General features: G+C 35.9%; 26 protein-coding genes. 25 read left to right on the top strand and 1 reads right to left on the bottom strand.

Annotated elements, in window-relative coordinates:
- Positions 1–60 precede the first annotated feature (60 nt).
- The 25 genes from CCZ01_RS01855 to CCZ01_RS01735 are packed head-to-tail and all read left to right on the top strand — an operon-like array spanning position 61 to position 21591.
- Positions 61–462, top strand: a complete 402-nt coding sequence (locus CCZ01_RS01855; RefSeq protein WP_258436344.1) for a hypothetical protein — start codon at positions 61–63, stop codon at positions 460–462.
- Positions 463–471: 9 nt separating this feature from the next.
- Positions 472–1113, top strand: coding sequence for a TlpA family protein disulfide reductase (locus tag CCZ01_RS01850; protein WP_112051528.1), 642 nt, complete (start codon positions 472–474; stop codon positions 1111–1113).
- Positions 1113–2000 carry a signal recognition particle-docking protein FtsY gene (gene ftsY / locus CCZ01_RS01845; protein ID WP_112051527.1) on the top strand — a complete coding sequence of 296 codons (888 nt, stop codon included), beginning with the start codon at positions 1113–1115 and terminating at the stop codon, positions 1998–2000. The genes CCZ01_RS01850 and ftsY overlap by 1 nt, the downstream gene beginning before the upstream one ends.
- Positions 2000–3343, top strand: a complete 1344-nt coding sequence (gene radA, locus CCZ01_RS01840; protein WP_112051526.1) for a DNA repair protein RadA — start codon at positions 2000–2002, stop codon at positions 3341–3343. The genes ftsY and radA overlap by 1 nt, the downstream gene beginning before the upstream one ends.
- Before the next feature lies 1 nt (position 3344).
- A complete protein-coding gene (locus CCZ01_RS01835; RefSeq protein WP_112051525.1) occupies positions 3345–4778 on the top strand; it encodes a hypothetical protein in 1434 nt (477 codons plus the stop codon).
- Positions 4775–5377: a penicillin-binding protein activator LpoB gene (gene lpoB, locus CCZ01_RS01830; protein WP_112051524.1), complete on the top strand. Its 603-nt coding sequence runs from the start codon at positions 4775–4777 to the stop codon at positions 5375–5377. Before CCZ01_RS01835 ends, lpoB begins: the two co-directional genes overlap by 4 nt.
- Positions 5377–6297, top strand: a complete 921-nt coding sequence (locus CCZ01_RS01825; RefSeq protein ID WP_112051523.1) for an LPP20 family lipoprotein — start codon at positions 5377–5379, stop codon at positions 6295–6297. Before lpoB ends, CCZ01_RS01825 begins: the two co-directional genes overlap by 1 nt.
- A complete protein-coding gene (locus tag CCZ01_RS01820) occupies positions 6294–7100 on the top strand; it encodes a HesA/MoeB/ThiF family protein (protein ID WP_112051522.1) in 807 nt (268 codons plus the stop codon). The genes CCZ01_RS01825 and CCZ01_RS01820 overlap by 4 nt, the downstream gene beginning before the upstream one ends.
- A gap of 51 nt (positions 7101–7151) precedes the next feature.
- Entirely contained in the window at positions 7152–7823 is a 672-nt protein-coding gene (gene hypB / locus CCZ01_RS01815) for a hydrogenase nickel incorporation protein HypB (RefSeq protein ID WP_112051521.1), read from the top strand.
- On the top strand, positions 7801–8046 hold the full coding sequence (locus CCZ01_RS01810) for a HypC/HybG/HupF family hydrogenase formation chaperone (protein ID WP_112051520.1): 246 nt from the start codon (positions 7801–7803) through the stop codon (positions 8044–8046). The genes hypB and CCZ01_RS01810 overlap by 23 nt, the downstream gene beginning before the upstream one ends.
- A 5-nt stretch (positions 8047–8051) precedes the next feature.
- Positions 8052–9158, top strand: a complete 1107-nt coding sequence (hypD, locus tag CCZ01_RS01805) for a hydrogenase formation protein HypD (RefSeq protein WP_112051546.1) — start codon at positions 8052–8054, stop codon at positions 9156–9158.
- Positions 9159–10868, top strand: a complete 1710-nt coding sequence (locus CCZ01_RS01800) for an AAA domain-containing protein (RefSeq protein ID WP_112051519.1) — start codon at positions 9159–9161, stop codon at positions 10866–10868.
- Positions 10850–11854 (top strand): hydrogenase expression/formation protein HypE, encoded by a 1005-nt coding sequence (gene hypE, locus CCZ01_RS01795; RefSeq protein WP_112051518.1) that lies wholly within the window; start codon positions 10850–10852, stop codon positions 11852–11854. The genes CCZ01_RS01800 and hypE overlap by 19 nt, the downstream gene beginning before the upstream one ends.
- Before the next feature lie 8 nt (positions 11855–11862).
- Positions 11863–12219 (top strand): hydrogenase/urease nickel incorporation protein HypA, encoded by a 357-nt coding sequence (hypA, locus tag CCZ01_RS01790; RefSeq protein ID WP_112051517.1) that lies wholly within the window; start codon positions 11863–11865, stop codon positions 12217–12219.
- A gap of 9 nt (positions 12220–12228) precedes the next feature.
- A complete protein-coding gene (locus CCZ01_RS01785; protein ID WP_112051516.1) occupies positions 12229–13347 on the top strand; it encodes a hypothetical protein in 1119 nt (372 codons plus the stop codon).
- Complete coding sequence (gene lpxB, locus CCZ01_RS01780; RefSeq protein WP_112051515.1) at positions 13344–14399, top strand: lipid-A-disaccharide synthase; 1056 nt, start codon at positions 13344–13346, stop codon at positions 14397–14399. The genes CCZ01_RS01785 and lpxB overlap by 4 nt, the downstream gene beginning before the upstream one ends.
- A 59-nt stretch (positions 14400–14458) precedes the next feature.
- The gene (gene greA / locus CCZ01_RS01775; protein WP_112051514.1) at positions 14459–14947 is read left to right on the top strand and encodes a transcription elongation factor GreA; all 489 of its coding nucleotides are present in this window, start codon (positions 14459–14461) and stop codon (positions 14945–14947) included.
- A 6-nt stretch (positions 14948–14953) separates the two neighbouring features.
- Positions 14954–15379: a dUTP diphosphatase gene (gene dut / locus CCZ01_RS01770; protein ID WP_112051513.1), complete on the top strand. Its 426-nt coding sequence runs from the start codon at positions 14954–14956 to the stop codon at positions 15377–15379.
- A 26-nt stretch (positions 15380–15405) separates the two neighbouring features.
- On the top strand, positions 15406–16116 hold the full coding sequence (locus tag CCZ01_RS01765; protein ID WP_112051512.1) for a YfgM family protein: 711 nt from the start codon (positions 15406–15408) through the stop codon (positions 16114–16116).
- Positions 16106–17122: a hypothetical protein gene (locus tag CCZ01_RS01760; protein WP_112051511.1), complete on the top strand. Its 1017-nt coding sequence runs from the start codon at positions 16106–16108 to the stop codon at positions 17120–17122. The genes CCZ01_RS01765 and CCZ01_RS01760 overlap by 11 nt, the downstream gene beginning before the upstream one ends.
- Positions 17123–17132: 10 nt before the next feature.
- Positions 17133–17798 carry a type III pantothenate kinase gene (locus tag CCZ01_RS01755; RefSeq protein WP_112051510.1) on the top strand — a complete coding sequence of 222 codons (666 nt, stop codon included), beginning with the start codon at positions 17133–17135 and terminating at the stop codon, positions 17796–17798.
- A gap of 11 nt (positions 17799–17809) precedes the next feature.
- Positions 17810–18418: an ATP phosphoribosyltransferase gene (gene hisG, locus CCZ01_RS01750; RefSeq protein ID WP_112051545.1), complete on the top strand. Its 609-nt coding sequence runs from the start codon at positions 17810–17812 to the stop codon at positions 18416–18418.
- A gap of 9 nt (positions 18419–18427) precedes the next feature.
- Positions 18428–18805 (top strand): hypothetical protein, encoded by a 378-nt coding sequence (locus tag CCZ01_RS01745; RefSeq protein WP_112051509.1) that lies wholly within the window; start codon positions 18428–18430, stop codon positions 18803–18805.
- Positions 18806–20356, top strand: a complete 1551-nt coding sequence (locus CCZ01_RS01740) for an EAL domain-containing protein (protein WP_112051508.1) — start codon at positions 18806–18808, stop codon at positions 20354–20356.
- A 29-nt stretch (positions 20357–20385) separates the two neighbouring features.
- Positions 20386–21591, top strand: coding sequence for a site-specific integrase (locus tag CCZ01_RS01735; RefSeq protein ID WP_112051507.1), 1206 nt, complete (start codon positions 20386–20388; stop codon positions 21589–21591).
- Between the two features lie 121 nt (positions 21592–21712).
- Here the strand turns inward: CCZ01_RS01735 and CCZ01_RS01730 are convergent, their stop codons facing one another.
- Positions 21713–22078 (bottom strand): hypothetical protein, encoded by a 366-nt coding sequence (locus CCZ01_RS01730; RefSeq protein WP_112051506.1) that lies wholly within the window; start codon positions 22076–22078, stop codon positions 21713–21715.
- Between the last annotated feature and the right edge of the window lie 154 nt (positions 22079–22232).

Below are 22232 nucleotides of genomic sequence, written 5' to 3'. Positions count from 1 at the left end.
ACTTTATTGCTTTGCTGTGTTCAATCCCCGCTATTGTTAGGAGTTTACAAGGATAACCAGTTGATACATTCTTTTTGTTATAATGGTAAGGCCGGAGATGGGCTTGTGCAAGTTACACAACAAGCTTTAAAGGCTCTACAGCCTATTTTAGCTGTCCCTACAAGGCTGGTTTTTGTGCGAGGTCCGGGTAGTTTTACCGCTATTAAGCTTGCATATATTTTTGCACAAACAATGCGTATCACACACGATATAGAGCTATTTGGTGTTGATAGCTTTGCCTTGAATGATAATGCACCTATTTTTGCTTATGGGAATAGCTATTTTGTGAAGTCAAATCATGGTATCACCTTAGAAACATATACACAAGAGTTACCTAAAGTGGAGATGTATTTGCCAAATTCTTTAGATTCTTTAGAACTAGAAAGCAATACAAGTCCACTTTATATTTTACCTGCAGTATAAAGGATTAGAATGAAAAAAGTCATTTTTATGCTAATTTGTTGTTTGCTTATTTGGGTGGGTTGTTCGCAAGATGAGCAACAAAAAACAAATACTGAAGCAGCAAAAGAGGACAAACAGCCAACTTTTCAGCTAAAATTTGCTAATAGTGGGCAGCTGGATATTGAACATTTAGGTGATAGACAATGGAGTTTTGGAAAAATACAAGGATTAAAATTGCTTGTTTTTTTTCGTATAGATTGTGAATCTTGTCGTGCAATTGTACCCCATCTCGTTGATATACAGGAGCAATACAAAAACCATCTTGAAGTGATAGGTGTTATGCTTGATGATGGGGTTAAGCAAGAAGAATTAGAGAATTTTTTGCAACTTTATAATATCAATTTTGAAGTTGCAAATTCGGCACAAAATCTAATATTGAAAAATTATATTGATAAAGATGCAGATATACCTTTTTTAGTTTTATTTGATATGAAAAATGAATATGTGCAACATTATATTGGAGCAATCCCACAAGAAATGCTTGAATTTGATATTCGTAAAGTTTTGCAACAAAATGGGGAATTAGGAGAGCCTGAAAATATAAAGGAAACATCTGATGAAGAATTGCTAGAGGAAGAAAATCTTGAGTCAGATACTGCAAAGGAATCTTAATGCTTGGAATATTTAAAAAAGGTTTAGCTAAAACTCTTGAAAAACTCAATGAAATTGCACCAAAACGTTCTGTTAAAATCCATAAGGAAGTTTTAGAAGAGTTGCTTATTGCAAGTGATATTGAGTATGAACTTGTTGAGTTAATCCTCGAACATTTGAGTGATGAGGTTTCGCGTAATGAGCTTGAAGTTGCCCTTTTAAACCTATTTCGTGGAGAAAGTTTTTATGACCGTGTTGTGGCAAAAGAGATTCAGGCTAAACCATGTGTGCGGTTAATTATGGGTGTGAATGGAGCGGGCAAAACAACTACAATCGCAAAGCTTACGCAGAGATTCAAGCAAGAAGGTAAAAGTGTCCTACTGGGGGCTGGTGATACTTTCAGAGCAGCAGCGATTGAGCAGTTAAGTTTGTGGGCAAAGAAGTTAGAAGTTCCTATTGTTTACAGTCAGCAAGGGCATGACCCATCAGCTGTAGCTTTTGATGCTATTACTTCTGGTTTAGCAAAGAATGTTGATGAAATTTTAATTGATACGGCTGGACGTTTGCATAATCAGACAAATTTAAAAAATGAGTTGGTTAAAATTGCGAGAATTTGTGACAAGGCGTTAAAGGGTGCACCACACCAAAAAATTCTTATTATTGATGGCACTCAAGGAAGCTCCGCAATTGCACAAGCAAAGGTTTTTGAGGAGGCTTTGGGTATTGATGGCGTGATTGTTACAAAGCTTGATGGGACAAGTAAAGGGGGGGCATTGATTAGTATTATGAAAGAATTGAGAGTGCCTATTTTATTTGTGGGGGTAGGAGAGAAGGCGCAGGACTTGGTGCCTTTTGTGCAAGAGGAATATATTAATTCCTTGCTTGATGGCTTGTTTGCGGATTCATAATGACAAAAAAAGTAAAAACACTTTTTGAATGTCAACATTGTGGTGCGACTTCCCATAAATGGAGCGGAAAATGTCCGCAGTGCAATAGCTGGGATAGTGTTGTGGAATTGAATGCAAGGGATCAAAAGATATTACAACAAAGCCATCACCAACTTAATCGTTTTCCAATCAGTATTGTTGATGTAAAGGAAGAACAAATTGAATATTATAGCTCCCTTGAAAGTGAGCTTGATATTGTGCTTGGTGGTGGAATTGTTAGTGGTGGGCTTTATCTTGTTGGTGGATCCCCTGGTGTGGGTAAGTCCACTTTGCTTTTGAAGATGGCAGGCGGTTTGGCAAAGATAGGTAAAAAAATCTTGTATGTGAGCGGGGAGGAGAGTTTAGGACAAATTGCATTAAGGGCGGAACGTTTGGGTGTGTCCACTTCCCATTTGTATTTGTTAGATGAAATTAACCTTGAAGCGATTCTAACACACATTAAAAAGGGTGATTTTGAATTACTCGTTATTGATTCGATTCAAACGCTCTTTAGTGAGAATATTAGTTCCGCACCGGGCAGTGTTTCTCAAGTGCGTGAAGTAACTTTTGCTTTAATGCGTTTAGCAAAAGAACATAATATTGCGACATTCATTATCGGGCATATTACAAAGGAAGGTTCTATTGCTGGTCCTAGAATTTTAGAACATATGGTTGATGTTGTGCTTTATTTTGAGGGTGATCCTAGTCGTGAATTACGGATATTGCGTAGCTTTAAAAATCGTTTTGGAAATGTGAGTGAGGTGGGTATTTTTGAGATGGGGCATTCAGGGTTAATGAGTGCTAAAAATGCACAAAGAGTTTTTTTTGAAAGCCGTATAGAATCTCCTGGAAGTGCTATTACGGCAATATTGGAGGGTAGCCGAGCATTGATTTTGGAGGTGCAGTCTCTAGTCAGTGAATGTGCATTTGGAATGCCTAAACGCAGTTCTACAGGTTTTGATGCAAATCGTTTAAATATGCTTTTAGCTCTTTTAGAGAGGAAGCTAGAGATTCCTTTAAATCGCTATGATGTTTTTGTGAATATTGCAGGAGGGATTAAAATTAATGAGCCAAGTGCGGATTTAGCGGTTATTGCTGCAATTTTGTCGAGCTTTAAGAATCGTCCCTTGAATACAAAAACAATTTTTTTGGGTGAGGTAAGTTTGATTGGAGATATTCGCGAGGTGCATAACTTAGATATTCGCCTAAAAGAAGCTATTTCTCAAGGATTTGAACGAGCAATTTTACCTAAAAAGCCGCAAGCACCATTATCGATTCGTTGTTTTGAAGCGGCGGAAGTTACAAGATTGATTGAATGGATGTAATTTGAGTCAAATATTTTTACCATTATTATTTCTGTTGTTTTTTCTTGTTGGTTGCTCTCATCGTTCGGATATGCAATCTTTTGCAAAAAATTACTATGGTGGAAAAATAGAGCAAGCTTATTCCTTTGCTGCAAATCAGGGTGAAAAAAGTGATTTATTATGGAATATGCAAGCAGGTATTAGTGCTTTTCAATTAGGGAAAGACGATAGCGATTCTTTGTTGAATGTAGCTGAAGTGCAGTTTAGTAAGTATGAATCTGAAGGCTTGTTGTCTGGAGTTTTTGATACTTTATCTTCAGCTGCGGTAAATGATAATATTCTACCATACCGTGGTTATATTTATGAAGGTGTTTTACTGAATTATTATAAGGCTTTAGCTGCTATGAGTCGGAAGGATTTTGCTATAGCAAGAGTGGAATTTAATCGTGCAAATGATAGGCAGAGACGCGCTAAGGATTATTTTAGTAAAGATATTACAAAGGCAATTAGTCAGCAAGAAAAAGATTTTAATCAGAAAACGACAGATGCGAATCAACCCAGAGGTATGGTTGATTTAACAGCAAATTCTTCAAGCCAATTTTTGGAAAATGAATATTCTAATCTATCCGCGTTCAAAGCTTATCATAGTTTTATTAATCCATCTGTTAGCTATATCTCTGGTTTATTTTTTATGTTAGAGAATGATTATTCTAAAGCTTTGGATTTATTTAAAGAATCTTACGCTATTAATAAGGCATCGCTTATCAATGAAGATGTGGCTATTTTAAAAAAACGTCAAATGAGGGTAAATTCTTCTCATACTTGGATTTTGATTGAAGAGGGTCATGGAGCATACAAACAGGAAAAGATATTCTCATTTCCAGCATATTTGGTAAGCGATAAAGTCTTGAATGTCTCTGTCGCTTTACCTGTTTTGACAGCAGGTTCATCGGTTTTTTCGCAATACAGATTAGGGCATGGGGCGAGTTTTGAAGAAATCGCAAATATGGATAGCGTTATTGCTAGAGAATATCAAGAACAACTTCCTTTTGTGTTGGCACGGGCATTAGCTGGGGCGATTCTAAAAATGTATATGCAAGCGGAACTTGCTAAACAATTTGGTGATGCCGGAGTGTTATTTGGAGGATTATATTCTATAATGGCGACAGGGGCTGATGTTAGAATTTCTCTTACAACTCCCTATCGTATTCTTGCTACACGTGTAAAAAATCAGCAAAAAGATATTGCAATATTGGGTGATGGACATTCATTATTTAAAATTAATTTTCAATTCTGTGGAGATGATTCACATAAAATGAGTAAAATTGTAACAACAAAAGTAAAAAAAGCCCATCAAGATGCAATCATACTATGCAATAATCAAGACAATATATTATACTTACGGGTAACAAATGCTGGAGTTTACTTTCAGCTTTTAAAAGGGGAAATGAAATGAAGGTATTCATCATATTTCTAACAGTAGCCTTATTGATTGGTGGTTGTAGTACGCAACCTGAATATGTGGATTTGCAGAACTCCAAAGAATATTCCAGCATGGGGCTTGATTACCATGACTTAGAGGTAGCGGCTTCTCAAAGCGTTAATTCTTTGTTGAATAGTGCTTATGTACAGAATCTTTCGGGAAAACCTAAGGTTTTAGCTATTTCTGATGTTAAGAATGACACAATGCAAAGAATCAATACTGAACAGCTTACGCGTAAAGTTGTTCGCGATATGCGTAATAGTGGGAAGTTTATTCTGACAATGGCAATTGCTGGAAGTGGGGGGACAACAGATCGTATGATTAGTCGTTCGCGTTCCTTAAGAGATAATGAAGAATTTGATGCTTACAGTGTTGCAGAAAAAGGTACACTTCAGGCACCGAGTCTCTCTTTATCTGGAGAAATTGTACAAAGAAACACTAAAGTAGGTTCTAAGCAACGCGTTGATTATTATTTTTTACTCACTTTGACAGATATTCATAAAGGTATTGTATTGTGGGATGATGAGGTTAATATTATCAAAGTAGGTTCTAATGCATCAGTGAGTTGGTAATGAAGTCTATCGGTTTTATCCTTTGTGGGATTTTGGTGAGTTTTTTTGCTGCTTGTGTAAGTAGTGATGCACCACCTCTGTGGTATTTTGAGCATATTCAAAATACGGATAAATTGTATGGGTATGGCAGTGCAAAGAATGATAAAGATGCGAAAGTGGCTGCTTTAAATGATTTGAGTTCCCAATTACAGCTATCTTTGCAATCTCGTTATCAGCTTTTAACGAGACAACATAATGATTTAATAGAAGATACCGCATACAATTCGGTTTCTATTTCTGTTCCGCGAATTCAGCTAAAAGAGGTGCAATATTCTAAGACGGAGTATCATCGTGGTGCATATTATGTACGTGCAGAAATTTCTAAGGATATGTTAGTTAAAGAGTATGTACAACAACATGATGCACAAATTAAGAAGTTGCAATATTTGAATCAAGTCGCTTGTTCAGATTTAAATGTAAGAGAGATGACGCAACTCAAAATGGGTTTGCAAGAATTAGAGCGAATTAATATAGTTTTAGATGTATTAGACCATCAGCAATTGCAACCCTCCAGTTATGAGGAAATTTTACAGAAGAATTCTCCTAAGCCAACTTTGAAATTCGTGATGGATATCAACGATGAGCAATACCGATTAGTGGTTTATAATAGTCTTGTCAAGGAGCTTTCAAAGTTTTATCGCCTAGATGAGTCTGCTTTGAATACTGCAAGAGCCGTTGTGGATATTCAGCATTCAAGTAGCGGTTCTGTAATGGGGCTTGAATTTTCTTTGCAAAATTGCAAGGTGCAGCCGGTTTTAGCACTGCGTTTGAGTTCAGTGTATGGCAAAAGAGGACCTTATGAAAATACTAAATATAATGCGACGCGTGTTGGCGTACAGCTTTATAAAAAACTATTAGAATGGAGCGAGGAAGCACTATGAGAGAGCTAGAATGGACAGAAGAACAAATGGAACGTTATTCGCGTCAAGTTCTTTTAGATGATATTGGCTTAAGTGGACAAGAGAAGATTTATAACGCGAAAGTATTAGTGATTGGGCTGGGTGGGCTTGGGTCACCAGTTGCACTTTATTTAGCTGCAGCAGGTGTTGGAAAAATGGGCTTAGTCGATGGAGATTCTGTTGATTTAAGTAATTTGCAGCGTCAAATTATACATTCAATGATTGATATCGGTATCCCAAAAGTTGAATCTGCACGCAATAAGATTTTGGCTGTTAATCCTGAAGTTGAAGTAGAGACTTATCAAACTTTCTTGAATGCTACAAATATCTTGGAGATTGTTTCAGGGTATGATGTTATTGTTGATGGAACAGATAATTTTGCAACAAAATTCTTGATTAACGATGCTTGTGTTCTTGCAAATAAACCCTTTTCTCATGGCGGAATTTTACGCTTTGGTGGGCAGACGATGAGCATTAAACCTAAGGAAAGTGCTTGTTATGCTTGTATCTTTGACCGCCCTCCACCACAAAATACGATACCGACTTGTGCTTCAGCCGGTATTTTAGGTGCTGTTGCTGGGATGCTTGGCTCTATACAAGCGGCTGAAGTTTTGAAAATAATTACAGGCATTGGAGAGCCTCTGTATGGCCGTTTTCTAAGTTACGACGCTAAGACGATGAAGTTTCGTAATATAAAAATTAAACGCAATGTTCGATGTCGTGTTTGCGGGTTGAAGGGGATTACAACTTTAAGTGATTATGAGCAACTCAATTGCTTTTTATAGTAGATAGGATATGTCATATTAGTTAAAGACTACCATAATAAAGAGGTATAAATGCAAGTTAATATGAAAACTTCAATTTTATCAAAGAATGATAAAGAAGCACAGAAGCTAAGGGAGCATTTTAAACAATTTGGTCTATTTGTTGTGAACCTAATGAGTTCTCCAGGCAGTGGTAAAACGACACTTTTGGAATCTTTAGCAAAGATTGATTCAAATTTTTGCGTGATTGAAGGTGATTTACAAACTAATCGTGATACTCAAAGGCTTTGGGCAGCAGGAATTCAAGCTATACAAATCAGCACTGGTGATGCATGCCATTTAGAGGCAGCAATGGTGAGAGAGAGTTTCTTAAAGCTCCAATCAAGTATTACACCGCAAACACAATTCTTGTTTATTGAAAATGTAGGTAATTTGGTTTGCCCGGCAAGCTATGATGTAGCTGCACATATGAATATTGTTGCATTATCTGTTTGTGAGGGTGATGACAAGGTTTTGAAATACCCAACAATGTTTTTATGTGCTGATGTTGTTTTAATTACAAAGGCGGATTTGATGCCCCATTTTTCTTTTGAAGTTTCACGCGTTCAAGATGATTTACGACAGCTGAAAGCTGATATTCCACTATTTCTTATTAGTAAAAACCAGCAAGAAACTTTACAAACATTTTACCAATATCTTATTTCAAAAAAGGAGCAAGGATATGTGTCTAGCCATACCTTCTAAGGTAATTTCGATTGACTCAGAAATGAATGTAGCCTGTTTAGAGACATTGGGAGTACAACGAGAGGCGAGTTTGGACTTAATGCAAGAGTCAGTTGAAGTTGGTGATTATGTTCTCTTGCATGTGGGTTTTGTGATGAGCAAAATTGATGAAGAGAGTGCAAAGCTTTCGCTGGAAGTTTATGAGCAAATTTTAGAATCTCTCAAAGAAGAGGAAGAGATGTGAATAATATAGAGATATTACAACCATTCAGTGATGCTAAAACGATTGCTACTCTTGCTAAAGTAATTACACAAAAAGCATTGACATTATCAGAACCGTTACGCATTATGGAGGTTTGTGGCGGACACACGCACACGCTTATGCGTTATGCTTTGTTGGACTTGTTGCCACCACAGATTGAATTCATTCATGGACCCGGTTGTCCGGTTTGCATTATGCCTAGAAGTCGGATTGATGCTGCAGGAATTATTGCACAACAAAAAGATGTGATTCTTGTTACTTTGGGTGATATGATTCGAGTACCCGGAACTTTGGGAAGTCTTGCAGATATACGTTCAGCAGGTGCAAATGTTAAGGCTGTATACTCACCCCTTGAGGCTTTAAAAATTGCACAAGAGAACCCGCATTCTAAGGTAGTATTTTTTGCAATTGGTTTTGAGACGACAACACCAATGACGGCGGCATTATTAAAAAGAACGCAAGAATACAAAATTCAAAATCTTTTATTTTTTATTAATCACATTACGGTTGTGGAACCATTAAATGCGATTCTTGATGCTCCAAATCATCGTATTAACGCTCTCCTTGCACCCTCTCATGTGAGTGTAATAACGGGTGAAAAAATTTATTATCCATTAGTAGAAAAATTTCAAATTCCCATTGTTATTGCTGGTTTTGAACCTGTCGATATGCTTGAATCTATTTTAAGGGTAGTGGAGCAAAAACAAAAAAATATTGCAAAAGTTGAGAATCAATATCATCGATGTGTGAGTGTTTGTGGAAACATCAAAGCGCAGCAACTCATCCATCAATATTTCGTAAAAGATGACTTTGAGTGGCGTGGATTAGGTATTATTGCAGATTCTTCTTGGACTTTACGCGAAGAATTTTCACATTATGATGCACAGAGGTATTTTGCCCCTATTTTACAAAATATTATTACTAAAGAACATAAATCTTGTATTTGTGGTGAGATTTTACGGGGAATGAAAAAACCCTTTGAATGTAAATTATTTGGAAATGTTTGTGTTCCCTCTAATCCTATAGGGAGTTGTATGGTAAGTAGCGAAGGGGCTTGTAGTGCTTATTATCGCTATGCCCTGAAAAGGGCTTAAATGTCAGAATCTGTTGCTTTGTATGAGCGATTAGTTGATGCTGCTTCTTTGTATTATGTATTCTTAGAGGAGAATCAACGCGGTTTAGAGGCATTGCCCGTGGTAAAAAAACAATCCAATCTTGATGGTGTGGATTTATTTTTGCAGACAAAGTATCTTTTTGCAGAAGCTTTGGTGTTACAAATCGGCGATAAATTCTACCCAATTGATGGTGAGATTTTGGGAGTAAAAAGTTTCGATGAAAAAGAAAAGAAATTAGAAATTTTTACTGATTCTGAAATAAAAGAGCAGATTCTTAATCATACGATTGTACTTTATTCCGACTTAAAGTTCTTGGTGATGAATGTGGAGAAATTTTTTCAAAAACATGCAGATAATTTACCTTCGTTGTTTGATTCTGAACGTCTGGAGGCAATTTTTAGCTTACAAAGCGAATATAATTTTCAAGAAGTTTCTAGACTAAGTCAGGAGCAAAATACTGCTTTAAAAAATTTGTTGCAATCCCCAATCTCCTATATTTGGGGGTTACCGGGTAGTGGAAAAACAAAGGGTGTTTTGTTTGAAGCTTTAAAGTTTCTTTTAAGTAAAGAAAAAAGAACTCTAATTTTAGCACCGACAAATACTGCATTAGAACAAATTTTATATGCTATTTTACCAATGTTGGCAGAACAAAAAATACCCTTAGAATTTGTGTTGCGTTTAGGTACCCCTACCCAAAATTTTTTCTTGCAATATGGGGAAGTGTGCGATCCAGGTATGCTTACAAAAAAATTTGAGCAAAATTTATTTACATTCGAATTTTCTAAAACTATTAAACAGCGTTTGCAAGAGGCTAAAGTTATTGCCTTGACACTTGATGGTTTTATACGTCGTTATGAGAGTTTAGGAAAAATCGACCATATTTTTCTTGATGAAGCAGCGTCTGTCCCCTTAATTAAATCCTTAAGCCTTGCTTATTATGATGCTCCTTTGACATTGTTGGGTGACCATAAACAGCTGAATCCAGTTTGTGAAGCCAATTCTAGTGATATGCGACAACTAGAAAATGGGCATTTATTGCAACTATTCAGCCTTTCTAGCCTTTATTGTGAGGATTTTTTTAAGAATGGTGAAGCTATGCTAAAGAATCCAGCTTTTGAACCCACTTTTGAGCAAATTAATTTAAGTGTTTTGACGCGTAGCTACCGATATGGGGAGAATTTGACACAAATTTTAGACCACTTTATCTACCATGCAAACTTGCATGGTTTGCAAGAGGCTACAGAAATTTTCTATATTGATAGCGGAACAAATGTTATCAAGGATAGGGAATATTCTTCTTTAAATGAAGCACAATCTATTGCTGTATTAACCCAATCTTTAAAGATGCAGGATTTTGGCATTATTACACCTTTCCGACAACAACAAAAATTGTTATATTCTACCTGCACACATTTAAGGGGTTTAGAAAGAATTTTTACGATTCATAAATCTCAAGGCTTAGAGTTTGATACTATTATTTTCTCTCCTGTTTTATGTCATTACCACTTGACTGATTCGCGCAATTTAAGGGCTTTATCAGCTCTGAATGTTGCGGTGAGTCGTGCTAAGAAGAGAATTATTCTTGTTTGTGATGTAAAAGAATGGAGAAAAATGAAAAATCAATTTATCACGGCTTTACTCAATAATGCAAAGCCATTCAAGGAGGAATCATGCAAAGAATTTCTTTAGCAGAGGGAAGCGGAGGGGTTGAAAGCCAAAAGCTTTTAAATGAAGTTTTTTCGAAATATTTGGGTGAATTTTTGTTGTTTATGGGTGAAGATGGCGGTATCATTCAGGCAAAAGAGAATCTAGCAGTTAGTAGCGATGGTTTTACTATTTCTCCTTTATTTTTTCCGGGCGGAGATATTGGAAAATTAAGTGTTTGTGGAAGTTTGAATGATGTTGTTATGATGGGTGCAAAACCGCAGTATTTAACTTGTTGTTTTTTGATTGAAGAGGGATTTTTGAAGAAAGATTTAGAGAGAATTTTAAAATCAATGGCGGTGGAACTTAGAAGTGCTGGTGTTAAAATTCTTTCTGGTGATACAAAAGTGCTTAATAAGGGTAGTCTTGATAGGATTTTTATTACGACAACAGCTTTCGGAGAAATTCAATACAAAAACCTTTCAGCCAAAAACCTTCAACCGACAGATAAAATTATTTTTACGGGTGAAGCGGGAAGTCATGGAGCATTAATTTATGCTTTGCGTGAAGAAATTGCATTGCAAAGTTCATTAAAGAGTGATTGTCAGCAACTCTATCCTTTTTTTGCCCCACTTTTTATGAATGAAACCCTACAATTGCGTTGTTTAAGAGATGCGACAAGGGGTGGAATTGCAGCAGTCTTGAATGAATGGGCAATTTCATCTAAAGTGAGCATTCTAATTGAACGGGAGAAAATTGCTTATGCACAAGAAGCATTGGGAATTGTATCTTTTTTGGGTGCTTTGGAATTATTAGAATTTGCAAATGAAGGTGCAGCTGTTGTAGGTGTTGCGGCAGAAGATGCAAAACAAGTTGTAGAGATGCTTAGGGGAGCTGGAGCAAAGGATGCACAAATTATTGGTGAAGTTCAAAAATCACAACATTTAGGCGAGGTAATTATTGTTGAAAAGGGTGGTGGAAAGCGTTTTTTGGAATATCCGAGTGGTGAAATTTTACCACGAATTTGCTAAGGATTTTTATGCACGAATATTCAATTGTTGCTTCATTAATGGAGCTATGTGAGGAACAAGTTTTTATTCATCAAGCTGATTTTGTGTCAAATGTTGTCGTTGGGTTAGGAGAACGTTGCGGTGTAAATCCGCATTTGTTTGAATCCGCATTTGAGAATTATAAAGTGGGAAGTGTCTGTGAGAAAAGTGGGCTAGAAATAAGGAATATTAGGGTAAAATTAAGTTGTATATGTTGTCGGCAAGAATCTTATCCGCATGGACTGGAATATGGAGTTTGTGGTTTTTGTGGGTCGAGGGAGGTTAAGATTATTGAAGGACAGGATATGTTGCTACTTTCAGTAGAGTTGCAAAAAGAAGAGTCTTAAGGATAGAGAATGCAAGGTAGAGATAAGATTTTAATGCGGTTTATGGAACAGGAATCAAGCATTAAAGAGAAGTGGCAAATTGTTGAAATTTTTGAAGAAGAACGTAAGCGATTTGAAAAAGAACATGCACAGTTGATTGAGGCGTGTGAAAAGCTTAACCAAGAATACAATATGAAAATGGAGCTTGTAGATACTTTGACAGAGCAGGTAGAAGCCTTAGAAGAAAGCTTTAAAGCTATCGATAGGCAAGAGAAAGCTAGTAAGCAGAATTTTGAAGAGCGTGAACAATATTTGCGAGAATTACACATTGAAAATGCACACATTGAGGAACAGGCTGTTCAATTAAGGCAAGAAGTCAAGGATTTGCAACGAGATGTGGAACGTTTGAAGGCTGAATATATTGTGCGTCAAAATGCGTTAAAAGCGATTAAAGATCGCCGTGATACTTTGTTGGAGAGTGCGGCTGAATCAGGTATTTATGAAGCAATTCCGCTTAGACAAGTTGAGGTGATGGGAAGGGGTGGAAAAATTATTAAAGCTCAACCAGCAAAAAATTATTATGAGCAAACGATTGTTTCTATTAAGAGTGGTGAGAGTCGCAATGAAAAAGAGCTTTTAGAGGAAATTGAAAAATTACAAGCAAAAACAATTGAATTAGAGATTGAAAAGGGAGAATTGAGTATTGAAGTACGTGAGCTTAAGAGTGAACTTTATGCTTTGAAGGGGGAGGGGCATTTTAATAACTATCGTAGCTCTTTGTTTGCACAAGAGGAAATGCGACATTTGCAAGCTGGTGGTGAACAAAATGTGGAATGCAAGGAAGAATTAATGCAAAAAGAGTCTGTGGAGGAAGAATTAAATAAACAAACACCACAAGAGCAGAGTAATCAAGATATAGAGGATAGTATTTCATCTTTGGGGGAACCTGTCGAGGCGAGTAGCTTTAAAAAGGAAAAAAGTGGGGATTTTCAAAGTTTAGAAAGTGAACAATTATTCCAAGAACAAAAAGATGAGGAGCAGCAAAATATAGAGAATGCTAAAGAAGTATTAAGCCCACATTCCATGAATAACGAAATGCGGATTATTACGCCATCTGGATTCAAGAAAGTGGGCGAGGTTTTTAATTGAAACTCTTAGTGAGTGCTTTAGAGCCGAGTTCTAATTTTCATCTTAGGTGGCTTTTACGCTACTTGAGAGATGTAGAGCTTTTAGGCATTTTTGATGCAGAAATTGCACAAACCTATCAATGCACTCCTATTTTTAGCCCATCGCAATTCTCTGTAATGGGTTTTAGTGATGTTTTAAAGCAGCTTCCCTTTTTTATGAATGCACAAAATCAGATGGTATCGTTAGCACAGGAAGTTGATAAAGTATTAATAATGGATTCTTCATCTTTCCATATTCCTTTAGCTAAAAAAATTAAGCAAAGGGGTTATAAGTGTGAAATTATTTATTATATTTTACCGCAGGTTTGGGCATGGAAAAAATATCGTGCAAAGAGTATTGAAAAGTATTGTGATCGTTTAGCAGCGATTCTCCCTTTCGAGGTCAACTATTATCAACATAAGGCTGAGTTTGTTGGGCATCCCTTACTTGATGTTATCCCTCCCGTCCAAGCACAAAAGCAGAGCCATAAAATCACTTTTATGCCGGGTAGTCGACGGAGTGAAATTTGTCGTATCTTTCCTACTTTTTCTTGTGTTGCTCAAAAATTGCGTATAGAAGGTTATGAAACACATTTAGTGATACCGCCCTTGTTTTCACAGCAAGATATCGCTGAGATTTATGGAGATACAGACGGGTTTATTCTTTCAAATTCTGCACAAGAAACTTTACAAGATAGTGCGTTTGCCTTTATCTGCAGTGGAACAGCAACGCTTGAGGCAGCTTTGCTTGGAACACCTTTTGTGCTTGGTTATCGTGCAAAATCTTTAGATTATTTTATTGCACGTCGTTTGATGCGACTCCCTAATGTAGGGTTAGCGAATATCTTTTTTGAAAAAATGGGTAGGGGAAATTTACATCATGAGCTATTACAGGATGATTTAAGTGAGGAGAATTTATTGAAGTCTTTTAGGGAATCTTCTTTAGAAGAGTTTTTGGAAGGGGCGAATCTTTTGCGAAAATATTTACAACATGGTAGTGCTCAAAATGTGGCGGAATGGATACAAAAAATTTAAAGCCATTTTAAAATGCTTTAAGCTATGATAACAAAAAATATTGGTTTTAAGGGAGCGTTATGCAAAAAGAGCCTATGACGGCGTTTGGTTATGAAAAAATTGTGAGTGAATTAAAGAATCTCAAAGAAAATGAACGTCCAAACATTGTAAAAGAGATTGATATTGCACGTGGGCATGGTGATTTGAAAGAGAATGCTGAATATCACGCAGCAAAGGAGAAACAGGCTTTTATTGAGGCAAGAATTAAAGAATTGAGTGAGCTACTTGCACGTGTGCAGGTTGTTGATCCGTCAGAATTAAAGCATGAAAAAATTGGCTTTGGTTCTACATTTGAATTGTTGGATATTGATACAGATAAGCAGTTGACTTACACAATTGTGGGTAGTATGGAAGCAAAACCAGATGCAGGGCTTATTTCGTTTCATTCCCCCTTGGCAAAAGCTTTTAATGGAAAAAAAGAAGGTGATGAGGTGAGCGTAAAGCTCCCTAACGGTGAGGTAGATTATGAAGTATTGCGTGTTTTTTATCAAGATATACAATTTGGATAGAGTGCGATGAAACTTGCGTTCAAGAAACTTCATCCCCTTGCTGTAATTCCTCGCTACCAAACACAAGGTTCTTCAGGTTTTGATTTAGTTTCGATTGAAGAATTAGAAATTTCTCCATTAAAATGGCAACTGATTCGTACGGGTTTAGCGGTGGAGATTCCTAGTGGCTATGAGATTCAGGTACGTTCTAGAAGTGGTTTAGCGCTACAACATGGCCTTAGTGTTTTGAATTCACCCGGCACAGTGGATAGCGATTATCGTGGAGAATTAAAGGTAATTTTAATGAATCATTCTGTTTTACCCTATGTTGTGAAAATAGGAGATAGAATCGCACAAGCCGTGCTTTGTGCAGTATATCAGGCTGATTGCATTGAGGTGGAAGAATTAAGCCAAACACAGAGAGAGGGTGGTTTTGGAAGTACAGGGCGATAGAAATTTGATTCTAAGAAAGGAAAAAAATGAGCTTAAAAGAGAATATTAACTACATTAAAGAAGAGATTTCTACAGAAGAAAAATTCTTAGAAGGCTTGATTCGAGCTGAAAGCTGGTATAAACGTTACAAAAATATTTTTATTTTGATTATTGTTGTAGCGGTTTGTTCTTTTTTGGGTTATCGTTTAATGTCTTGGTATCAAGAAGAGAAGAGGTTTGACTCATTTATGCTTTATAGTGAGGCGTTGAAGGAGCAACAAGGTGGAAAAAAATGGTTGGCACTTCAAGAAACGGGTTCAACGCTTTATGATTTTTTATTGCTTTCGACAGCCTTAAAAACACATAATCAAGAGGATCTTAAACAACTTTCAAATTCTAAGGATGGTTTTATTGCTGCCTTTTCTGCCTATGAGGAAAGTAGTTTAAAGGGCGACATTAGTGGCTTTGATGTATTGCTTAAGCGAGAAAATTTAGAGCCTTCGTTTAAGTATGCAGCAATGTTGCAAAAAGCGTATTTGTTACTAGAGGAAAATCGTATTCAGGAAGCACACCAAATTCTTTTACAAATTCCACAGACTTCTGGTGTATATAGTATTGCTCAAGCATTAAAACATTATGGTGTAATTCAGATGGAGGTAACTCAAAATACGGATTTACAGAGTTCAGAAGTAAATCAACAAAAAGAAGGGCTGGAGGGAATTGAAATTGCACCACAGGGGCAAGGCGATGAATCATAAATTTCGTATCATTTTTTTATGCTTTACAGCAATTTTCTTTGTCGCGTGCAATTCTAGGCAGTATTATACTCCTGAAATAACAGAGGGAGAAATTGAGCCTTTAAGAATCTCGTCAGCTTTGAAAACAGCGAATAGAAACGGTATTACTCTGGAATCTGGACAGATTTTGACTGCTGATGGGATTTTAGAGTTCCCCATTCTTCCTAAACAATGTTCTTTTTTAAATCAAAAAGATGATCTTAGTATTGCTGTGTGCGAAGAAGGAAAAAAGAGTACTCAAGCTAATCTTGTTATTTTTGATACACAACAAAATGAGCTTTTTTCTGCTTCTTATGAACACAGACCTCTTGCAGCAACATTAGACAAAGATTTATTAGCTCTTGTTTTGGCGGATAATACATTAATTATTCAAAATATTAAGAATCGGCAGACTTTATTTTCACAGAAAGAGAGTAGTGTGATGACCTTTACAAGCATTACCGCAAGTCCAGTATTTACGCGTGATTTGATTGTTTTTCCCTTACTTGATGGTGCTTTAATGATTGTGGATAAACGCAACTATAAGATTGTAAGAAAAATTCCTGTAGGTAATGATGAGAATTTTAATAATGTTTCTTTTTTAGATTTATATAATAATCGTCTTATTGCTGCAACAAAGAGTCGTATGATTACGGTTAGTCCAGAGTTTGTTAATACCTATGATGTGAATTTGCGTCAGATTCTTGTATTGAGTGACCGTATTTATCTCTTTACTGCCGAAGGTGAAGTGCTTTTGAGCGATTTTGATTTGAATATTAAAAAACGTATTAAATTCCCATTTGCCCATTTTCTAGGAGTTAATTTTGGCACTGATATTTATATTTTAGAAAAACGAGGTTATTTGATTGCATTGAATCCTGATTTTGTAGAATTCCGAACATATAAGATTCCTGGTGGAATTGATTTACCCGTTTTTGGAGCAAAAAAAGCTTTGTATTTTGGGCAATCGTATATCAAAATTAATTAGAGGTAGAAAAGTGGTTTTGTGTGATGCTGGGAATAGTTATTTTCATTTTTATTATAGTGGAAAAGTATGGAAAGTACAACCTGAAAAACTGGAGAGAGATGAGGTGCTTTTGCCTTTGTACTATATTAGCGTGAATCCAAAAAGCACAAAGAAATTATTAGAAATTTTTCCAGAGGCAATTAATCTTTCTCCCTATATGATGTTAAATACTGCATACAAGGGGCTTGGTGCGGATAGAATTGCAGCCTGTTTGGGTATTGGTGATGGAGTAATTGTCGATGCGGGTAGTGCTATCACAGTTGATGTGATGCAATGCGATATTCATTTAGGTGGATTTATTTTGCCCGGATTGGCGACCTATAGCAAGATGTATCGTGCAATTTCTTCTGCACTTGAAACAAACTTGAATCTTACCATTGAGTTGAATGCTATTCCGCAAAATACGCGTGATGCTGTGAGTTATGGAGCCTTGAAGTCAATTTTACTAATGATTGAGGGAAGTGCAAAAAATAAAAAATTATATTTTACTGGCGGAGATGGTAAATTTTTGGCACGTTTTTTTCCTGATGCAATTCATGATGATTCCTTAGTGTTTAAAGGTATGATGCGTGCAATTACAGAGGTATCAGAACGTGGTATTAGTATTGATTATTCACGCAATAAAGGATTTTCTTGAGTGTACAACAGATTTTAACAATTGCCTTACCAAAAGGTCGGATTGCGACACAGACACTGGAGCTTTTTGAGAAAATTTTGCAACAAAGAGTAGAATTTGAGAATAGAAAACTTATTCTTCATCAAGATAATATTCGCTTTTTATTGGTGAGAAATCAAGATGTTCCTGCTTATGTGGAGCATCAGGCAGCAGATTTGGGCGTTGTGGGTTTAGATGTTTTGGAAGAAAGTTCTTCAAATGTTATGCGACTTTTGGATTTGGGCTTAGGAAAATGTCGCGTTGTTGTTGGTTCTTTGGAGAATGCACAGCCTTATACACAAAAACCTATCGTTAAGGTCGCTACAAAAATGGTTAATATTACAAAAAGTTATTTTGCATCCAAAGCCATTGCGGTGGAAACAATTAAACTTTATGGCTCGATTGAGTTAGCACCCTTAGTGGGTTTGAGTGATGTTATTGTGGATATTGTTGAGACGGGTGAAACAATGGCACAGAATCATCTTAAAATTGATGAGGTTATTTTGCATTCTAGTGCTTATTTGGTTGCGAACTCCAATAGTTTTTATGCAAAGCAAAAAGGAATTTTACAAGTTAAGGAACAACTAGAAAAAATTTTATAAGGAGTTTAAATGTGGAAGGTAATTTTTATTTTATTCTGTTTGTCAAGTTTTTCAAATGCACAATGGGTAATGTTTGCCGACCAGACTGATACCTATATTTATAATAATCAGACGGGTGAAGTTTATGTGCGTCATAAGCGAGGGGGTGAGAATTATAATGATTTATTTGTGCGTATGCCTAATGGTGCAGTACCAAATAGTGATGGCTCTATTAATGTATACAGACCAGCGAATACACCCACAAACCCTTCCTCTAAACCAACTGCACCTAGCGTTTCTACGCCGAATGCCCCAGATTCTAGCACGAGCGACCACACGCGTAATGCAAATAAAATTTTAGAAGAGGCAAATAAACAACTCGGGAATATGTTGTTTCAGGGGCAGTAGATGGCTTCAAATAAAATTCTTAAAATTCTTAATATCGCAGCTAAGAATAATATCCCATCTTTTGAGGAATTTTTTACTTTTTGTGAAACAATCAATGTACCTCACCTAAAAGCCGCACTTGAATTTATAGAAAAAGAGTTTTGTGATATTGTCTTATTTTGGGAATTACCGATTGATGATGATTTATTTGATACGATTCGTATTATTCATAGCATTAATATGCAGGCAAAATTTTTGATTATTTCTCAGCTTGAATTTGAATTTCCACAGGATTTGCGATATGCACAGATTAAAAAATGTCCAACACACGCATCCAACATTTTAACGGAAATTAGTAAATTCTCAAATTCATTTTTAGGAGAAAATGATTTTTTTGCAGAGAGAAGCTCTTTGAATGAGTGTCTACATGGTAAACAGGAGTATATTTTAGCTCTTTTGCAAGTTCCAACTATTATGCGTTGTCGTTTGATTTCAGCATTAGAATCTATAGATTCTCTGATTGCACAGATTCAAGATTTTTTAAGCGATTATCGTCCGCGCGGGACGCGTGTTTTTGTGGTTGATTCAGACACATTTGTGATTTTATTTTTTGAGGCAAGTCAGCAGGAAGTTTATGATTTTGTCTCTTCTCTTGATGTATTACGTTTGGAGCATGATTTTATTGTTGATGGGCATGAGATTGATGTAGAATTTATTAGTGGTATTGTTTGTGGTAAAGGGAAGGCGTTGCTACCAAAGGCTTATAGTGCGGTGGAGGAAGCAAAAAGGACTAATACAAAGATATGTGTTTTGGAGCAAAGTGATGAGGAATTTTTTGCAATGCAACAGAGGAATATTCATTGGATGAAGGCTATTCATCTGGCGTTAAAAAATAACCGAATCGTTCCTTTTTATCAACCTATCGTTAATAATGTTACGCAGAAAGTTGAGAAGTATGAAACACTTGTGCGTTTGCTGAATCATGATGGTTCTGTGGTTAGGCCCGATATTTTTTTAGGTGTGGCAAAGGAATCTGGTTTAATGAATAATATTTCAATGTCGGTTATTAATAAAAGTTTTTCTTTTTTTAAGGATTTAGATTTAGAATTTTCTATTAATATTTCTGAAGAGGGTTTGCGAGATAGACAGATTGTTAATTATCTTTTAAATCGCTGTGAACGTTATGGAATTCACCCCAGTCGCGTTCTGTTAGAAGTTTTGGAAGATATTGACTCAATTAAAGATAAGGTACTTGAACATATTAATGAGCTTCACGGTAAGGGATTTAAGATTGCCATTGATGATTTTGGAGCCGCAAACTCTAACTTTGGACGCTTAATTGATATGAAAGCAGATTATATTAAAATTGATGGTTCTTTTGTAAAGAATATTGATACCGATGAACGTAGTTATAAAATTGTGGATTCTATTGCAAAGTTTGCTAAAGGGATTGGTGTAAAGAGTGTTGCAGAGTTTGTGCATTCTGATAGGATATATCAGATTATTTGTGAAATGGGTATTGATTACTCTCAAGGCTTTTATTTTGGGAAACCCAGCCCAACACTTCTCTGAAAGATAATTGCTTGTCTTGAAAGTTTTGAATGCCAAAAATTCACTTTGATGAGAAGTTGTTAGCAAGTTTAACGCCACCAGAAAGCAAAAGAAAAATAGATTTTTTTGATACAGAAATACGTGGATTAATGCTAGAAGTTCGTAAAAAAGGTAAAACATATTATTTTCGCTACCAGGATTTTGCACACAAAACACGTCAAAAACGATTAGGAAGATTCTCAGAAATTTCTTTATGTTCTGTCCGTCAAATTGCCTCTCAAGCAAGAAAAAATTTAGCATTGGGGCGAGATCCTTATTGCCAAAGAGATTCTCAGCCTGAAATTCTCTTTGGAGAGTTTGTACATACCATATATTATCCTTATATTAAACAGCATAAACGTTCTTATAAGACAGATGAATCTTTATTAAGAAATCATATTTTACCCCTTTTTAATCAACGTCCTATGCAACTTATTATGCCTTCCGAGATTGTTGCCTTACTTGCTTCTCATAGCCTAAATCATGCCCCTGCCTCAACAGATAGGCTTTTGATTTTATTGCGATATATTTTTAATCTTGCCTTAAAATGGAATATTCCTCATTTGAGCAAGAATCCAACAGCAACAATACCGCTATTGAAACCTGATAATGCAAAAGAAAGGTTTTTGACAATTAAGGAAACTAAGAAACTTTATATTGCACTTAGAAAATCAAACAATAAAAAATTATTCTTTATTATATATTTTTTATTATTGACAGGTGCACGGAGAGGTGAAGTATTAAGGGCAAAATGGGAAGATATTAACTTTGAGAATCGCGAATGGAGGATAGAACGCAATAAAACAAAAAAAGTTCGTTATGTTCCTTTGTCATTTGAAGCAATGGAGTTATTGCGTTCTCTACCTAGAGAGGGAAATTATTTATTTTTGAATAGCAAAACAAAGCGTCCATTTAGAAATATTTATTATAGTTGGAATAGTGCAAGGCAAGTTGCAGGGCTTTCTGATGTTAGAATTCACGATTTACGCCATTCTTTCGCTAGTTTTTTGGTGAATGGTGGAAAAAGTTTATATGAAGTGCAAAAAATTTTAGGACACACACAATTAAAAACAACACAGAGATATGCACACTTAAGCCAAGATACACTATTAAAAGCTGTTGATTTTATTGGTGCACAAGTAGGTGTTTTAATGGGTGGAAATGGGATGGTGTCATCCAAAGTAAAAAATAATAAAAGTGCACAAAATAAAATATAAATAGCATTACAAAAACTCCATTTTAGGCTACCTTGCACTCCAAAGAATATTTATTGTTGCAAGGTAGACTTTTAGATTGCAAGATAATCAAGCGATAGAGTTTGAAGTAATAATAGGCAAATTATTGTTGCTGTGTTTCCTGATTTTGCTGTTGTTGATTTTGACAACAATTTTGAACAAAAACCTGCACAGGTGCACTTGTTGTTGGATAAGGTTGGGTTGCTTGTGGGGGTTGTGGCATCTGCATTTGGGGTTGAATGTATTGCATATTGCTCGGTGCAACATAAACTTGTTGGTTTTGGGGTGTGCTTTGAGGTTGGATAATGGGTTGAACAGGTTGCTGTGGCGGTAATTTAATCGCTTCATAATGACGTTGAATTGCCTCATTTTGCTGAAAAAAACCAACTTTTGGGGTGTGTTGCTCAAAATAACGATAATCCGCAAAAACAAAACTGCATAGAGCTAATGACAACAAAGGAAATTTCATTGCATATCCTTAATCTAAAATTATTATTAGCGAAATTATACACAAAGTCATATCAAATAACAAGTTTATTTGTTTAGAAATATCTATAAATAAAAAAATTTAACAATAAATAAATCAATGATTTTAATGAAAGAGGCTATAGTTCTTGTCGAAA

It is taken from the genome of Helicobacter monodelphidis (genome assembly GCF_003288845.1).
Lineage (GTDB): Bacteria > Campylobacterota > Campylobacteria > Campylobacterales > Helicobacteraceae > NHYN01.
This window is presented reverse-complemented; position numbering and strand designations above follow the sequence as displayed.

What these genes read in the sequence shown, in the direction of transcription:
- CCZ01_RS01850 (WP_112051528.1), top strand. Translation starts at nt 472, where the DNA reads ATGAAAAAAGTCATTTTTATGCTAATTTGTTGTTTGCTTATTTGGGTG.
- ftsY (WP_112051527.1), top strand. Translation starts at nt 1,113, where the DNA reads ATGCTTGGAATATTTAAAAAAGGTTTAGCTAAAACTCTTGAAAAACTC.
- radA (WP_112051526.1), top strand. Translation starts at nt 2,000, where the DNA reads ATGACAAAAAAAGTAAAAACACTTTTTGAATGTCAACATTGTGGTGCG.
- lpoB (WP_112051524.1), top strand. Translation starts at nt 4,775, where the DNA reads ATGAAGGTATTCATCATATTTCTAACAGTAGCCTTATTGATTGGTGGT.
- CCZ01_RS01825 (WP_112051523.1), top strand. Translation starts at nt 5,377, where the DNA reads ATGAAGTCTATCGGTTTTATCCTTTGTGGGATTTTGGTGAGTTTTTTT.
- CCZ01_RS01820 (WP_112051522.1), top strand. Translation starts at nt 6,294, where the DNA reads ATGAGAGAGCTAGAATGGACAGAAGAACAAATGGAACGTTATTCGCGT.
- hypB (WP_112051521.1), top strand. Translation starts at nt 7,152, where the DNA reads ATGCAAGTTAATATGAAAACTTCAATTTTATCAAAGAATGATAAAGAA.
- CCZ01_RS01810 (WP_112051520.1), top strand. Translation starts at nt 7,801, where the DNA reads ATGTGTCTAGCCATACCTTCTAAGGTAATTTCGATTGACTCAGAAATG.
- CCZ01_RS01800 (WP_112051519.1), top strand. Translation starts at nt 9,159, where the DNA reads ATGTCAGAATCTGTTGCTTTGTATGAGCGATTAGTTGATGCTGCTTCT.
- hypE (WP_112051518.1), top strand. Translation starts at nt 10,850, where the DNA reads ATGCAAAGAATTTCTTTAGCAGAGGGAAGCGGAGGGGTTGAAAGCCAA.
- hypA (WP_112051517.1), top strand. Translation starts at nt 11,863, where the DNA reads ATGCACGAATATTCAATTGTTGCTTCATTAATGGAGCTATGTGAGGAA.
- CCZ01_RS01785 (WP_112051516.1), top strand. Translation starts at nt 12,229, where the DNA reads ATGCAAGGTAGAGATAAGATTTTAATGCGGTTTATGGAACAGGAATCA.
- greA (WP_112051514.1), top strand. Translation starts at nt 14,459, where the DNA reads ATGCAAAAAGAGCCTATGACGGCGTTTGGTTATGAAAAAATTGTGAGT.
- dut (WP_112051513.1), top strand. Translation starts at nt 14,954, where the DNA reads ATGAAACTTGCGTTCAAGAAACTTCATCCCCTTGCTGTAATTCCTCGC.
- CCZ01_RS01765 (WP_112051512.1), top strand. Translation starts at nt 15,406, where the DNA reads ATGAGCTTAAAAGAGAATATTAACTACATTAAAGAAGAGATTTCTACA.
- CCZ01_RS01760 (WP_112051511.1), top strand. Translation starts at nt 16,106, where the DNA reads ATGAATCATAAATTTCGTATCATTTTTTTATGCTTTACAGCAATTTTC.
- CCZ01_RS01745 (WP_112051509.1), top strand. Translation starts at nt 18,428, where the DNA reads ATGTGGAAGGTAATTTTTATTTTATTCTGTTTGTCAAGTTTTTCAAAT.
- CCZ01_RS01740 (WP_112051508.1), top strand. Translation starts at nt 18,806, where the DNA reads ATGGCTTCAAATAAAATTCTTAAAATTCTTAATATCGCAGCTAAGAAT.
- CCZ01_RS01735 (WP_112051507.1), top strand. Translation starts at nt 20,386, where the DNA reads ATGCCAAAAATTCACTTTGATGAGAAGTTGTTAGCAAGTTTAACGCCA.
- CCZ01_RS01730 (WP_112051506.1), bottom strand. Translation starts at nt 22,078, where the DNA reads ATGAAATTTCCTTTGTTGTCATTAGCTCTATGCAGTTTTGTTTTTGCG.